The sequence below is a fragment of the Shewanella decolorationis S12 genome (assembly GCF_000485795.1).
Lineage (GTDB): Bacteria > Pseudomonadota > Gammaproteobacteria > Enterobacterales > Shewanellaceae > Shewanella > Shewanella decolorationis.
The window spans coordinates 42,087-55,935 of sequence record NZ_AXZL01000058.1; the positions used below are offsets into that span (position 1 = coordinate 42,087).

The following is a 13,849-nucleotide window of genomic DNA, read 5'->3' on the forward strand; positions in this document are numbered from 1 at the left end:
ACCGGTTTTTTTGCCTCAAAAACCTTACAATAATTAAGACATAGTTTTTTATCAGGCCTATCCTTAATGTACAGCTAGGTTTATTAGTGCTATTTATTAGCATGTTAACCTTTGTATCTGAGGAGTCATTCTTGTTAAGACCTTTATCGCTCCTATTTATTGGACTTGGATTAACGCTAACAAAACCCGCTTTAGCGGAATTTTCCTTGGCTCAAATTCCCCCGCTATCGAATAAAACCCCTATCACTTTGGTCGCCGAAAAAGGCTTTTGGACTGATTATCTAACCCGTGAAATGCTGCCTAAATTCACTGAGAAGACGGGTGTGAAGGTCAATGTGGTCAGCACTGAACTTGATGGCATGTTCGAACTACAGACCCAAGCGCTGCTGCAAGGCGAAGGTAAGTACGATTTGCTCACTATGGAGGCGGGTTGGGCAAAAGAGTGGGCGGCCAATGGCTACACAGTTCCCTTATTAGAATTGGCAAAACTCTACGATCCCGATGGTGAAAAGGCGATGGAGAAGTATCTTGAACCTTACTATCCCTCACTCCTTAATATTTTGTCCTATCATGGTGAGTTACATGCTATTCCCTACAATAACTATGTGATGGGCAGCCACTACCGTGCCGATCTGTTTGAAAATAAAACGGAACAAACCCACTTTCAGCAACGCTTCGGTTATCCACTTAAACCCGCAACTAATTTTGATGAGCTGCAGGATCAAGCGGTATTTTTTACCCGAAAAGCAGGTGAACTTCTCGCTGATAAACCGCTAAGCCATAACTTCTATGGTCTTGCCTTAATGTCAGGCAATAAGCCCCATATTAACGATGAGTTTTCAAGCATTATCTGGAGTTTGGGCGGCGCTTGGATGTGGCCCATCTATAATCAACAAAAACAGCTGACTCACTTTGAAGTTCCCGTATTTAATCAAGAAGCCATTAAAGCTGGAGAGATTTACCGCAAACTGATGCCCTACGCCATGCCTGCGGACGATAAATTTGCCTTCAATGAAGCGGCGAATGCAATGGCAACAGGGCAAGTAGCAATTTGGCCATTTGCCTACAACAACCTGTGGTCCGCCTCCTTTAAAGTCGAGGCGAATATTCCAGGTGCTAGGCTTGCTGTGGCTCAAATCCCTGGCGGTACGCCCTATAACGGCGCCTACGCCTTTGCAGTCAGTTACGACAGTAAAAATCCTCAAGCCGCCTATTGGTTGCTCAAATATATGGGAACCTATGAAGCCCAGTATGCCTACGCGCTCGGCGGCGGTAATCCTTGCAGGATGGATGTAGTAACAGCACCTGAATTTAAACAAGCATCAAAAAGATCGGTTGCCGGAGCATTCGAGGCAAGTCATGTTGCGAACTTGTTTTGGTCTACTAAAGTATTGGAAGTAGGACATTTTACCACTACCGCTATGGGGCAGATTTATCCAGAGTTAAGCCATGCTTGCTACGCTGCTAGCCGACATGAGACCAATAGTACAGATATTTTTATAACGCTAAGTACCAAAATTAAATATTTGCAGAACACCTTTGGTGAACTCCCTGCAATTGATAAGAAAAACAAATGAACCCGAAACGACTCACCAGTCTAAAACATAAAATTACACTGGCCTTCTATATTATTCTGGGCATGGCTTTGCTTAATGGCGTGATCGCTATTCTATTGTCGCAAGAATTAAGAACTGAGATAGAGCAATTGGTTAGTACTGAGGTCGTAAAAGTCACAACCGCACTGCAATTAGCTAAAAATAGTGAAAGATTGCAAATAATTACCACTGAATTAAATCACTATGATACAGAAGAGCAGCGACAATCCCTACTCAAGGAGTTAACTATCCAGTGGGAACATCTACTAAAAGATACAAAGGTACTCTATACCTTAGAAACAACACCCAATATGCATCAAGCACTCAATAGCACTATTGATACACAGCTATACTTTCAACAACAACTCCCCTTGCTCGACAAGCTTACCGATAGCGCATTGCAAGCCAAAATACAGGCACAAAATATTCAAACTAACTTAACTGGAATGTCATCGGCATTTTCCGATGAAATGCAGATGTTGCTGGATCAGACCCATAAGCGTTATAGCCTGTTATTTGCACAAAAAAATCTTAATGGCATAACTGAAAATCTCAGCGAGCATCAAACACTTTCTGAGTATCTTCACCTAGGAGAACATCTATTTGTTTTATTGGATGAAGTAAAAAACACATCAAGCATAGTGGCATTGAATCGGCTCCAACGTGAAGCTATGCGACTACTGATCCAAATGGAAGATGTTGTTCCGACAATGCGTTCAAATAATACTATTTACCTCAATTGGTTATCTCAAATAAAACAAAATATGGTTGGTAACGACAACCTGTTTGAACTGTCCCGCAATGCCTTAAAAAGCACCCAAATCGCCAATGCTCATTTTAGTTACCAAGCGAATGCTGCCCGAGAAATTGCCCAATTCACCCAAGAGTTAGTAAACCATGTTGAAGAGGAAATTCAGCTAGCAGGCTCAAATCTGAAGAGTGACAGCACATCCTTTGTGATTTTGATCTTTTGTGGTGGCATTCTCTATTGTTTCTTTATCTGGCTCACTAGCTGGCATTTTATTGCCAAAGGTATCATCAAACCGGTTATCGCTACCCGTGATGCCATGAATGCGATTGCAAATGAAAAGCTTGATACTCAAATGCCGATTACGGATAACCTTGAGTTACAGCAAATGGTAAGTTCACTAGAAACGCTGAAAACCTACGCAGCTCAAGTCAAAGCGATGGCGGAAACCGATGGTCTAACTGGTTGTTATAATCGTCGATATTTAGATACCCAAATACAGAAGGAATTGAGTTACGCCAACGATCACAATATGCCATTAAGTCTCGTGATGTTTGATTTAGATAACTTTAAACAGTTCAATGACCAATATGGCCACGTTGTAGGGGATCAATGTTTAAGGCAAATCGTCAATGCCGCTAAATCCATTCTGCAGCGGCCTACCGATATTCTTGCCCGCTACGGTGGTGAAGAGTTTATGCTACTACTTCCTTCTAGCCATCTTGAAGACGCTTACAAAATTGCTGAACGTCTACGCAAAACCATCATAGATTTGCGTATTCCCCATCAAAATTCTGCACATTTTGGTATTGTAACCATTAGTCTTGGAGTCGCCTGCTGGCAGCCGTCGCAGGCACTTGATGTCAATAAACTCATCAGCCTTGCGGATGAAGCACTGTATAGCGCCAAACAGGCAGGGCGAAATCGCACAGAGGTTTTAGACAAGGCTTAATTACATCAACCAGCGTGAGTGAAGATCTTTAGGTGCAGCTTAGGGACAGGAGCATTGTTCGCCATTTTATACCTCCTTTTATCTAATCAAGCTTGTGCACTGAGATAAACAAAGTAACGAACATTCAAAGATTTTAGCTGCCAAACACAGGCGAACTTATCCCTTCGGCATCCAATACGCCAAAGCTGACAAGCCAAGAAATCTAAGCACATATCAAAACAATACCTTATCTAAGTACATCTATTGATTAACCAACATCGCGTTATTTTTAACCAAAGGGATTGAGTTCAACCTAATGAATCCCCATTAGCTAATATACTAAACACAAAAATCGTATTGAGGGCCCATGCTCGCGACCTTAACTATTCTCCTAATCGGCCTCAGTGCGATCGCTTGGTTAGCATCGAGCCGCTGGCGCAAAACGCTCCAGCGTAAACGCGTAATGGCCAGGGCCTTTCCTAAGGCTTGGCGAAAGATTTTGAAGAAAAGATTGCCTTATTTCCACGCCTTGCCAGCGGATCTTCAGCTGCAACTCAAACGCCATATCCAAGTCTTTTTGGATGAAAAACGATTCGTTGGCTGCGACGGTTTGCAAATAACCGACGAAATTCGCGTCACCATCGCAGCGCAAGCATGTTTGCTGCTGCTAAATCGCAACACCGATTTTTACCCTAATCTGAGGCAGATATTGGTCTATCCCGATGCCTTTATTGTCGAGAGCCATCGCCAAGATCCCGCGGGTTTAATCTCCGAGCAACGTAATGTGCTAGCAGGAGAGTCTTGGGAGCAAGGACAAGTGATATTGTCGTGGAAGAATACCCTTGAGGGCGCAGCCAATCCCCACGATGGTAATAACGTGGTCATTCACGAGTTTGCCCATCAATTAGATCAGGAGGATGGTCACGCCAATGGCGCACCGATTTTACAGCGCCGTCAGGATTATCTGTCGTGGTCGAGCGTATTTAGTCAGGCCTATAATGAGTTAGTGCAAGCTGCCGCCCTTGGCCGCCCGTCCCTGTTTAATTACTATGGTGCCACCAATCCCGCAGAGTTTTTTGCCGTGGTAACTGAAGTCTTTTTTGAACAGCCAGAAGCACTTAATCTTGAGCATCCAGCCCTTTACCGCGAGTTGAGCCATTTTTATCAACTCGATCCGATAAACTGGCACTGATCTAATTAGCATCTGTTCTAGAAACCATCAGACCGAATAACCATAACGATAAGGAATCCACAATGACAATTTTCACTCGCACGGAGCGCAACTCCAATTTGGCACGCACTCGCCAGCACCTGGCCCTGTTCAGCGCCAGCCTGTTAATGCTTGGCGCCCTATGTTTTCATCCACAAACGGCCATTGCCAACGAACAAGTTGCAACAACACTTAGCGATGAGCAAGCGGCAGCCCAAGTGCTGGATAAATTAAATCAATATTCAAGCAGTGCTGATTGGGACAAGTATTTTGCCCTCTACAGACAGGATGGCATTTTTATTGGAACCGATGCGACTGAGCGCTGGGGCATGGCCGAGTTTGAACGCTATTCACGTCCGACCAAAGGTTGGCGCTACGACTTAACTCGTCGCCATTTAGTGCAACATGGTGATGTGATCCTGTTCGATGAACTGCTTAATAGCCCAAGCTACGGCGTGAGTCGAGGCACTGGCACCCTAATCAAAACCAATGGGGAATGGAAAATTGCCCAATATCATTTGAGCTTTCCCATCCCCAATGCGATTGCCAAACAGATTACCGCTGAAATTAAAAACGCTCAGTAAGTTGCTATTTTAACGACACGGTAAAACACACATTAGCTAGCTGCGAGAAGTGGATAAAAGCTTGAAAATCCACTTCTGTAAAGCTTCTTTGAGATGGACCTCTATCGGCATAATAAAAACCTATCACCTTACTATCAACCAATAGCGGTGCCACTAAAAAACCCGACTCAGGTAGCTGAGTTTTTAATTCTTTGCACTGCTCTAGCCATTTTTTAGCATTGGGATTATCCACCCACTGGCACTCCTTATGCTCCATCGCCTGTGGGAATAACCCTTTTTTATCACTAAGATCGATGATGAACTGCCGCTTCATATCTTCGGCATCTTTGCCAAGCATAATCCTAGGTTGCAACTGTTTACGACTAGGCGATAACAACAAGACACCACAACGGTCTACCCCAACACCTTCTAAAATACCCTCAAGCACGGTTTGCATGATTTGGTTAAAATCGGCTTTATTGATCGCAAAGGCGGTAAGCTCCCGCAGTTTAGCCAATTGCACATTTAAATTGGCCTCAAACACAGGTAAATCGATCGCTGGCATGCTGGGTTCAATTTTATTGATGCGTTTAGGATCGGGTAGAAAGTCTATCAGTACTTTAGCACCATAGGCCTCAGCTAGTTTATGGGTTGCCTTAGTACAGCGCTGCATCCTTAGGGTAAATTCCGCCTCATCAAGCCCAGTAAAATTGGCTGCTTGATTGATATAACTATCCAATTCAGTTTTATCGATAATCTCTGCTGAAAGAGTTTCGCAGAGCTTATCGGCTAGAAAGATCGAGCGGATCTCTGGACGTTGGTCATCGGGATAATTGACAGCTTGGATCAATAACTCCCCAAGCCCCCAATGACGGGCAATACTTTGAGTCAATTGCGAAAATGAAGCACCTAACGTTTCGCGAATAAGGCTGCGCTCTTCTGCAGCAGAAGAACATTCCGATAGCTGTCTATCCAGGGTTTCAGTAAATTCACCACCGATACTCCAAAAGGCACTTTCGCCTATGTGGAAAAGTAAGCAAGCAATAAATGCCTCCTCCTGCATATCATCATCGTAATGACTCAACATCATCCGAGTTAACATCGCGGCTTGAAATGCCTTCGCCATTAATTTGATGAGACGCTGATAAACAGTAGGTGCGAGATTTTTACTCTCCAATAGGCTCGATAAGAGTTGTGCTGTGATACAGATATTACGTACGGCATCGAAGCCAAGCACAATAGCGGCTCGACTTACCGTCGAAATTTGAGTATTGCCTTTATGGTAAATCGCACTATTGGCGACCCGTAAAATGCGGGATGTGAGGGCATTATCATGCATCACGCTCCGCCCCAGTAAGGCGAGAGACGACACGTCATCCTTGGCAAGCTTTTCTAGCGTTTGGACCGTAGAACAGAGTGCTGGCATTTCCAAATCACTGATCCGTTTTGTCCAATAATCGACCCCTTTATTAGTATTATTGTTAGGTTTCAACCCAGCATGACCTCGATGATATGAAGTTATTGTTTTTAGTATAGATAAGCTTAAAAAAATCGCCTGACATCTGGCTCACAATTCGACTTTTGATTTTAAAATCCGCGATATAGCAGGCAAGACGTATAAAAAAGCCCAAGTTTTCACTTGGGCTCAAAGCCGATTATGCCTGCAGATGCAATTTAAACACTTGTAGCACTTTATCAATATCTTGACGCGACACATCTTTGTGAGTCACAAAGCGTAGCGTGCGGCTGGGGCTGATGAGTATGCCCGCCTCACGACAACGTTTCGCCAGCGCTTTCTCATCGACATGGGGCGCAAGTGTTGCAAACACCATATTGGTTTGAACAGCGGCTAAATCAATTTCAAACTCACTCAACTGACTTAGTTGCTGAGCAAGATAAGCCGCGTTTTCATGGTCTTCTACCAATCGCTCAACCTGCTCTGTGAGTGCTAATTTACCCGCTGCCGCTAAAATCCCCGCCTGGCGCATGCCGCCACCAAGCATTTTACGCCAGCGCGTGGCCTTTTTAATTAAGCGCTCATCACCTAGGAGCAGCGAGCCAACAGGCGCACACAATCCCTTGGATAAACAGATAGAGACCGAATCAAAATGCCCCGCGATATCAGCAATCCCAATCCCCTGTGCCACGGCGGCATTGGCAACCCTGGCACCATCTAAGTGAATTTTTAAACCACGTTGAAATGCCAGCGCCTGCGCATTGGCTAGATAACTCTGGGGCAAGACTTTACCACCGATAGTATTTTCTAGGCTCAATAAGCGCGTGCGCGCGAAGTGAATATCATCGGGTTTTATCGCCGCTTCAATATCGGTCAAGGCGATAGTGCCATCCTGCTGATTAGTCAGCGGTTGTGGTTGAATGCTGCCGAGAACCGCCGCGCCACCGCCCTCAAATTTATAGTTATGCGCCTGCTGGCCGCACAGGTATTCATCCCCACGCTCGCAATGGGCCATCAATGCAAGCAAATTGGCCTGAGTGCCAGATGCCGTAAACAGCGCACTCTCGAAACCAAACATCTCTGCGGCCATGTCTTGTAAGCTGTTGACGGTCGGATCATCACCATAAACATCATCACCCACTTCTGCCCTCGACATGGCTAATCGCATCGCCTCTGTAGGCTGGGTCACGGTATCACTGCGTAAATCTATCATCTTGTCCTCGACTTCTTCTATCTATCCCCGACGCGGATATTCATCGCGCAAGTGCGACTCTAGCCTCAAAGGAAAAATTTGTATAGTTTACCGATATATCTGCCGATAAAACTGGCAAAGTATCTATATTTTTTGCTGCTAAGCCTATTGATTTGCAGCAAGTAACTCGCAAAACTTGGCGTTAAGCCGATAAAAAAGATAGAATACCCTACTAAGATGCTCATGCTACCCCAATGCAAATCTCTTAGTGGTTTTAACTACCAAAGATAGAATACAAGGTGATTTGTGGTGAAAACATCCGTAATACAATGGATTAGATTAACGTGTTTAGCCTTGAGTTTAAGCCTGATGTTGCCCGCTTATGCATGGCAAGATACAGATCAAGATGGTGTCCCAGATATTAAAGACGCCTGTCCAAACACACCCGCAAACACCACTGTGATGGCCAATGGCTGTGTTTACCAAGCCGAAGTAAAATCCAGCAATATTCAGTGTGATGTCGATGATCCTAGTACTTATTCAGCCGCTGATTGTCATAATATTGAGACCGCGATTGTGTATTTTGAGTTTGCTATCGCCGAAGTAGATTTATCGCAATGGAAAGCTTTAGCCTTAGTAAAAGCTTTTTTAGACGCGAATCCTGAGACTCGATTAACTTTAGTAGGGCATACGGATATTGTTGGTACGCCAGAGTTTAATTATCAGTTATCACTGAGACGAGCACAAAATGTGAAACACATTTTGGTTGAAGACTACAGCTTCAATCCAAATCGCTTTACCGTTGTTGGTAAAGGTATATCTGAACCAGTTGCGGATAATTATTCCAGCGAAGGTCGCAGATTAAATCGACGAGTACAATTTATCGTCAATAATAACTAGTTTTGTTAGCGTATTTTTAGGGAGTAATTTAATGGAAAACCTCGAAGGTTTATTAAAGCAGGCGCCTGATTTGGTCATGACCTATGGCTTAAAAATCTTATTTGCCCTCATTATTTTCTTCGTCGGTAAATATTTTTCTGGCGTAGCACAAAAGTTAGTACGTAAGGTACTCAACAGCCGCAAGATTGACCCAACAGTGGTGTCTTTTGTGGCTAACTTAGCTTGGGCAGTGGTGTTTGTGTTCACCATTATCGCCACCTTAGGCCAAATTGGCGTACAAACCGCCTCTTTAGTCGCCGTTATCGGTGCCGCAGGTTTAGCCGTTGGTTTAGCACTGCAAGGTTCTCTGTCTAACTTTGCATCAGGCGTATTAATGGTGTTATTCCGTCCATGCCGCGTAGGCGATTATATTGAAGCAGCAGGCATCGCTGGTACTGTTGATGAAATCACCATTTTCTCAACCAAATTACGCACCCCAGATAATAAAGTGATTGTGGCGCCAAACTCCTCAATCATGAATGGCACTATCACAAACTACTCCGCCTCTGAAAATCGTCGTATCGATTTAGTCATTGGTGTCTCTTATTCTGCGGATATTGCGCAAACCAAAAAAGTATTAACAGAGATTTTAGATAACAACCAATATGTACTGAAAGAACCAGGTTACACCGTAGGTCTTTCTGAATTGGCGAATTCTTCAATCAACTTTGTGGTTCGTCCTTGGGTTAAAACCGCCGACTACTGGACTGCGCGTTTCCAAATTTTAGAACAAATCAAAAATGCACTCGATGCAGCGAACATTGAAATTCCATTCCCACAAATGGATATTCATGTGAAGCAATTGCCAGAGAGCAAATAAGCAGCAAGCATATTGAAAGGCCGGTAATTACCGGCCTTTTTTATGGTGATAACTTGGGTTTTGTCGTACCTTAAACCCCATGTGCACAACATACCTGAGTACGGGAGATAAAATGCAAAAGTATGTTTCGTTTCTAGCCGCGGGCTGTGTTTTTAGTTTAATGGTTCTCAGCCCCACCGCTATTGCTAATGATAAACCCCAAGTGATGATGGGCGACAAGACTGTCACCCTTGAGGGAAAATTACCCAAGCTTGAGCAAATGGCGCCACGATTTAAAGTTGTCGACGAACAATTTACCCCTATCAGCCTGAGTGACTTTAAAGGGAAAACCGTGCTGATCAGTGCGGTACCCAGCTTAGATACAGGTGTCTGTGCTCTGCAAACAAAGCGATTTAACAGTGAAGTCAGTCACTTCTCCGATGATGTCGTCATGCTGACCATCAGCACAGATTTGCCCTTCGCGCAAAAACGCTTCTGTAAGGTCGAAAACGTCGACAAAATCAAAGTCCTCTCCGACTCAGTGTGGCGTGATTTTGGCGAGAAATACGGTTTATTGATTGAAGATTACGGCTTGCTCGCTCGGGCCATTTTTATTATCGATGCAGAAGGTCAGCTTAAGTACCAAGAGCTGGTCCCCAATATTACCGAACATCCCAATTATGACGCCGCGCTTGAAGCGTTAAAAACCATTCAAGCACAGCAATAAACATAAAAAATGGGGCATTTAATGCCCCATTTTTATTAGTGCGTGTGCTGGTCGCCGCTAGCTTGATAGTCAAAGGTCGGCATAGACCAATGGTAACGCAGTGCTAACATTCGTAAGCTAAAGCCCAGCGTTAAACAGATCACTAGGTTTATCCACTCTGCCAATTGATAGGCGTTGAGCGTGATATATAAGCCTGCGGTAAAGAGCGAAATCACCGCGTAGAGTTCTTTCTTAAAAATCAAAGGCACTTGGTTACAGAGAATATCGCGGATCACCCCACCAAATACCCCAGTAACGAGTCCCATCACCACCGCAATCGTTGGACTAAAGCCTAACATGAGCGTTTTTTGGGCGCCAACAATCGAGAATACGGCTAACCCCAAGGCATCAATGGCCAAAAATAACTTAGACAGGTAACGCATCACAGGCGCAATGGCGACCGTTAGTAAAGACGCAAATGCAATCGCGAGCAGGTAATGGACATTCTCGACCCAAATCAAAGGGTAATTTCCGAGCAGCATGTCTCTTAGGGTGCCACCACCAATCGCCGTCGCGCAGCCAATGATAACCACGCCGAATAGGTCCATCTGCTTACGACCCGCCGCTAATGCCCCTGTCATGGCCTCTGCTAAAATCCCAATCAGCCATAATAATCCGATAAATTGCGCTTCTTGCATTTAAACTACTTATTACCCATGCATAAAGAACGGATTTTGCCTGATAATCTACAGACTGGATAATGAGATTATTTAAATTTTGTCATTAGAATATTTAATCTATTGATAGTGCTTGTGCATTAGCTATTTCTACTTTTCTATATTGCGTTACACTGCAGCCCTTCAATAACAATACATTAACTAATAGTTGGCTGTTCCCCTCATTCAATTAAGCTTATTTTTTGATAAGTTTTAATAAAGCATAATCAATTAAAATTTTAAAATTTGTAGAAAATTCATCTTAACGTCGATCAAGCCTAAATTTTGACCACAAAAAAGCGGCCAAAGGGCCGCTTTTTTAAACTAAAAGTAAATTATTTGTTTTCAGGCTTTGGCGGGAAATTCGCCATCACACTGCCGACCGCTTCGTTGATAAGCTTCACTCTTTCCGAAGGGGTATTTTTATCACGGATAGTGTCTGCCACTGAGCCGCGCCAAATTAACTTAGCGGTTTTATTATCAACTAAATCAATGATCAGGGTGCCCACTTCATATTCTCTAACTGTGGTCTGGGTTTGCATGTTACCGCCCCAGCCCCAACCTGGGCCATAGTAAGGGTTATAACCAAAATTGGTATTGAAGGTATCTACATTAATCTTCTTATCGATTTTGGTCAGATAGTTCACTAATACATCGGCATCTTTTGCATCAACCAAGGTCATGCCCTTAGATGAAAGCTGTGAGTTCACCGCATCCCGCACGCGCTGATCCATTAAACCATCGAGGTGATAACCCGAAGCATCGGTCTTTTGTGCGACCCAAGCATAGGTCTTGTACTGAGTAAAATTGGCGCTAGGATCAAAATCCCAACCCGACTTAAGGGAACTACAGGCACTCAGTGCCAGTACGGCTAAACCTACAATTATATTTTTCATGGTGATTTCCTTGGTCGTTCTTATCGAACACAAATAAGCCGAAAATAAATTTAGCTTACAGAGCAATGGACGGTTCTACAACTCAATATGATGAAAAAGCAGTGTGTTATTCAGCTTGACTTCAGCAATCGCTTTAAATGATAATGATTATCACTTAAGGCAATAGAGGGATAACTAACATGTACTGGTTCATTAGCGCATTGATTGTGGCATCGGCAATTTTCTGGTTCGCACCACAAAAAGTCTCTGCTGATACCCATAACAGTAAGCTCACACCTCATCTCCCCATGATGTTGCTGTTTTTACCTTTAGTCGTATTGAGTTGGCTCGTGTTTGAGACTGTGTCGAACGGCGTGAGTTACACCACGGTCGCCGCCTTTGGGTTTGTTGCCACCGCTTGCTTAATCGCTCTCCCTAAATTGCATCGTTTTATCATGCCCTGCGCCCTACTCACCGCATTGGCATTAATCGCTATGGTATTGCAGCATCTCTAAGTCTGCTTTTTAAACATGCTACTTCCCTGCAAAGAGCTAGCATTGACCTTCGGCCACTTTCAGTCTCTGTCAGTGGCCTTTTTTTACCTCCCCGAAAGACGTTGAGTTTGGTAAACTTAAGCGGCGTATATTCAAATAAAAGATGACTTATGAGAGTAGATCCCAACGTTTCCTTAGTGTACAGCACAGATAAAGGCCGCATTACTGCCGAGCCAGAAGCCAAAGCTATCCCCGCATCCGATGGGATTGTGCGTATCCACAGAGACAGCAAAGGCCGCAAAGGTAAAGGTGTCTCGGTCATTTCAGGCCTAGGGCTTGATGAAGCGGGCTTAAAAACCCTGGCACAAACCCTTAAAAAACAATGTGGTTGTGGTGGCACAGTCAAAGATTTCACGATCGAAGTGCAAACCGATAATCGCGAACAACTAAAACTATTGCTTGAAAAGCAAAACTACAAAGTCAAATTAGCCGGCGGTTGATACGCCACCAACCTAAGCCGCTGGATTTAATCTATTGGTCAACGCCTGTGGGCTGAACGGAGCATTTAATGGAGAGTTTGCAGAACCATTTTTTAATCGCCATGCCGTCGCTCGATGACACTTTTTTTGAGCGCACCGTCATCTATCTATGTGAGCACGATGAAAAAGGCGCCATGGGGCTCGTGATTAATAAACCATTGGGCATTGAAGTGAACTCATTGCTCGAACAGATGGATTTGCCCGCTGAGCAAGTGTCGACCGACCTCGCATTAGGCGCGCAGGTTTTAATGGGCGGCCCCGTGTCCCAAGATAGAGGCTTTGTCTTGCATACATCCCAGCCCTATTGGGCCAACAGTACAGAATTAAGCTCTGGCCTCATGCTCACCACCTCAAGGGATGTATTAACGGCGATTGGCAGCGAGCGCTCGCCGGAAAAATTTATCGTGGCATTAGGTTATGCGGGTTGGAGCAAAAACCAGCTGGAGCAAGAACTGGCCGATAACTCATGGCTGACTATCCCTGCCGATCAAGCCCTGCTCTTCGATGTCAAACACGAGGATAGATGGCAACAAGCGAGCCGCGCGCTCGGCTTTGATGCTTGGCAATTGTCATCACAGGCGGGCCACGCCTAGCCGATTTTATTGTGACGAGTGAATATAGATGAACGCAAAAACCGTTTTAGGTTTTGATTTTGGAACAAAAAGTATTGGTGTCGCCATAGGGCAACAAATCACCGCCAGCGCCACGCCACTATTATCCCTAAAAGCCGTCGATGGTATTCCCAATTGGGATGAAATCGGCAAGCTCATTAAAGAGTGGCAACCCGATTTAGTCGTCGTAGGTTTACCGCTCAATATGGATGGTACAGAGCAAGAGATGACCCACAGGGCGAGAAAATTTGCCAACCGCCTGAACGCTAAGTTTGGGGTTAAAATTGTCACTCAAGATGAAAGACTGACCACCACAGATGCAAAAGCTCGGTTATTTGAACTCGGTGGCTTTAAAGCCCTCACCAAAGGTCAAGTCGATGCCGTGTCTGCCGTATTGATTGTCGAAAGCTATTTTGAAAATCATTTCGGTGAATGATAAGTCGTAAAAAACAAAAGGATAGCCTGAGCTATCCTT

The 13,849-nt window shown here is 44.4% G+C and carries 15 protein-coding genes; 11 read left to right on the top strand and 4 right to left on the bottom strand.

What is annotated here, in order from left to right:
* The first annotated feature begins 86 nt into the window (after positions 1–86).
* The 4 genes from SHD_RS07205 to SHD_RS07220 all read left to right on the top strand — a co-directional run bounded on the left by SHD_RS07205 (position 87) and on the right by SHD_RS07220 (position 5,068).
* Positions 87–1,577 carry an ABC transporter substrate-binding protein gene (locus SHD_RS07205; protein ID WP_235056953.1) on the top strand — a complete coding sequence of 497 codons (1,491 nt, stop codon included), beginning with the start codon at positions 87–89 and terminating at the stop codon, positions 1,575–1,577.
* Positions 1,574–3,295 carry a GGDEF domain-containing protein gene (locus SHD_RS07210; RefSeq protein WP_023266500.1) on the top strand — a complete coding sequence of 574 codons (1,722 nt, stop codon included), beginning with the start codon at positions 1,574–1,576 and terminating at the stop codon, positions 3,293–3,295. The genes SHD_RS07205 and SHD_RS07210 overlap by 4 nt, the downstream gene beginning before the upstream one ends.
* 346 nt (positions 3,296–3,641) lie before the next feature.
* Positions 3,642–4,466, top strand: a complete 825-nt coding sequence (locus SHD_RS07215; protein ID WP_023266501.1) for a M90 family metallopeptidase — start codon at positions 3,642–3,644, stop codon at positions 4,464–4,466.
* Positions 4,467–4,528: 62 nt separating this feature from the next.
* The gene (locus SHD_RS07220) at positions 4,529–5,068 is read left to right on the top strand and encodes a nuclear transport factor 2 family protein (RefSeq protein WP_023266502.1); all 540 of its coding nucleotides are present in this window, start codon (positions 4,529–4,531) and stop codon (positions 5,066–5,068) included.
* A 4-nt stretch (positions 5,069–5,072) separates the two neighbouring features.
* On the opposite strand, the gene SHD_RS07225 is transcribed toward SHD_RS07220, so the two are convergent.
* Together SHD_RS07225 and ltaE are read right to left on the bottom strand one after the other, a co-directional pair.
* The gene (locus SHD_RS07225) at positions 5,073–6,539 is read right to left on the bottom strand and encodes an HDOD domain-containing protein (RefSeq protein WP_023266503.1); all 1,467 of its coding nucleotides are present in this window, start codon (positions 6,537–6,539) and stop codon (positions 5,073–5,075) included.
* Positions 6,540–6,702: 163 nt separating this feature from the next.
* Positions 6,703–7,716, bottom strand: a complete 1,014-nt coding sequence (gene ltaE / locus SHD_RS07230) for a low-specificity L-threonine aldolase (RefSeq protein WP_023266504.1) — start codon at positions 7,714–7,716, stop codon at positions 6,703–6,705.
* A gap of 348 nt (positions 7,717–8,064) precedes the next feature.
* Here ltaE and SHD_RS07235 point away from each other — a divergent pair, with 348 nt between their 5' ends.
* The 3 genes from SHD_RS07235 to tpx all read left to right on the top strand — a co-directional run bounded on the left by SHD_RS07235 (position 8,065) and on the right by tpx (position 10,160).
* A complete protein-coding gene (locus tag SHD_RS07235; protein WP_023266505.1) occupies positions 8,065–8,595 on the top strand; it encodes an OmpA family protein in 531 nt (176 codons plus the stop codon).
* A 31-nt stretch (positions 8,596–8,626) separates the two neighbouring features.
* Positions 8,627–9,454 (top strand): mechanosensitive ion channel family protein, encoded by an 828-nt coding sequence (locus SHD_RS07240; RefSeq protein WP_023266506.1) that lies wholly within the window; start codon positions 8,627–8,629, stop codon positions 9,452–9,454.
* A 112-nt stretch (positions 9,455–9,566) separates the two neighbouring features.
* A complete protein-coding gene (gene tpx, locus SHD_RS07245; RefSeq protein ID WP_023266507.1) occupies positions 9,567–10,160 on the top strand; it encodes a thiol peroxidase in 594 nt (197 codons plus the stop codon).
* A 35-nt stretch (positions 10,161–10,195) separates the two neighbouring features.
* On the opposite strand, the gene SHD_RS07250 is transcribed toward tpx, so the two are convergent.
* Together SHD_RS07250 and SHD_RS07255 are read right to left on the bottom strand one after the other, a co-directional pair.
* Complete coding sequence (locus tag SHD_RS07250; RefSeq protein ID WP_023266508.1) at positions 10,196–10,837, bottom strand: trimeric intracellular cation channel family protein; 642 nt, start codon at positions 10,835–10,837, stop codon at positions 10,196–10,198.
* Between the two features lie 353 nt (positions 10,838–11,190).
* Positions 11,191–11,751 carry a DUF4136 domain-containing protein gene (locus SHD_RS07255; RefSeq protein WP_023266509.1) on the bottom strand — a complete coding sequence of 187 codons (561 nt, stop codon included), beginning with the start codon at positions 11,749–11,751 and terminating at the stop codon, positions 11,191–11,193.
* Positions 11,752–11,930: 179 nt separating this feature from the next.
* Between SHD_RS07255 and SHD_RS07260 the strand changes: the two genes are divergently transcribed.
* From SHD_RS07260 to ruvX, 4 genes are all read left to right on the top strand, one after another.
* The gene (locus SHD_RS07260) at positions 11,931–12,245 is read left to right on the top strand and encodes a hypothetical protein (RefSeq protein ID WP_023266510.1); all 315 of its coding nucleotides are present in this window, start codon (positions 11,931–11,933) and stop codon (positions 12,243–12,245) included.
* Between the two features lie 149 nt (positions 12,246–12,394).
* The gene (gene yciH, locus SHD_RS07265) at positions 12,395–12,724 is read left to right on the top strand and encodes a stress response translation initiation inhibitor YciH (RefSeq protein ID WP_023266511.1); all 330 of its coding nucleotides are present in this window, start codon (positions 12,395–12,397) and stop codon (positions 12,722–12,724) included.
* 68 nt (positions 12,725–12,792) lie between these two features.
* Positions 12,793–13,356: a YqgE/AlgH family protein gene (locus SHD_RS07270; RefSeq protein WP_011621987.1), complete on the top strand. Its 564-nt coding sequence runs from the start codon at positions 12,793–12,795 to the stop codon at positions 13,354–13,356.
* 28 nt (positions 13,357–13,384) lie between these two features.
* Positions 13,385–13,810: a Holliday junction resolvase RuvX gene (gene ruvX, locus SHD_RS07275; protein ID WP_011621986.1), complete on the top strand. Its 426-nt coding sequence runs from the start codon at positions 13,385–13,387 to the stop codon at positions 13,808–13,810.
* Positions 13,811–13,849: the final 39 nt, after the last annotated feature.

Bases quoted from the DNA above. Each gene is read 5' to 3' on its own strand.
- yciH (WP_023266511.1), top strand. From the start codon at position 12,395: ATGAGAGTAGATCCCAACGTTTCCTTAGTGTACAGCACAGATAAAGGC.
- ruvX (WP_011621986.1), top strand. From the start codon at position 13,385: ATGAACGCAAAAACCGTTTTAGGTTTTGATTTTGGAACAAAAAGTATT.
- SHD_RS07210 (WP_023266500.1), top strand. From the start codon at position 1,574: ATGAACCCGAAACGACTCACCAGTCTAAAACATAAAATTACACTGGCC.
- SHD_RS07240 (WP_023266506.1), top strand. From the start codon at position 8,627: ATGGAAAACCTCGAAGGTTTATTAAAGCAGGCGCCTGATTTGGTCATG.
- tpx (WP_023266507.1), top strand. From the start codon at position 9,567: ATGCAAAAGTATGTTTCGTTTCTAGCCGCGGGCTGTGTTTTTAGTTTA.
- SHD_RS07250 (WP_023266508.1), bottom strand. From the start codon at position 10,837: ATGCAAGAAGCGCAATTTATCGGATTATTATGGCTGATTGGGATTTTA.
- SHD_RS07235 (WP_023266505.1), top strand. From the start codon at position 8,065: ATGTTGCCCGCTTATGCATGGCAAGATACAGATCAAGATGGTGTCCCA.
- SHD_RS07255 (WP_023266509.1), bottom strand. From the start codon at position 11,751: ATGAAAAATATAATTGTAGGTTTAGCCGTACTGGCACTGAGTGCCTGT.
- SHD_RS07260 (WP_023266510.1), top strand. From the start codon at position 11,931: ATGTACTGGTTCATTAGCGCATTGATTGTGGCATCGGCAATTTTCTGG.
- ltaE (WP_023266504.1), bottom strand. From the start codon at position 7,716: ATGATAGATTTACGCAGTGATACCGTGACCCAGCCTACAGAGGCGATG.
- SHD_RS07215 (WP_023266501.1), top strand. From the start codon at position 3,642: ATGCTCGCGACCTTAACTATTCTCCTAATCGGCCTCAGTGCGATCGCT.
- SHD_RS07270 (WP_011621987.1), top strand. From the start codon at position 12,793: ATGGAGAGTTTGCAGAACCATTTTTTAATCGCCATGCCGTCGCTCGAT.
- SHD_RS07220 (WP_023266502.1), top strand. From the start codon at position 4,529: ATGACAATTTTCACTCGCACGGAGCGCAACTCCAATTTGGCACGCACT.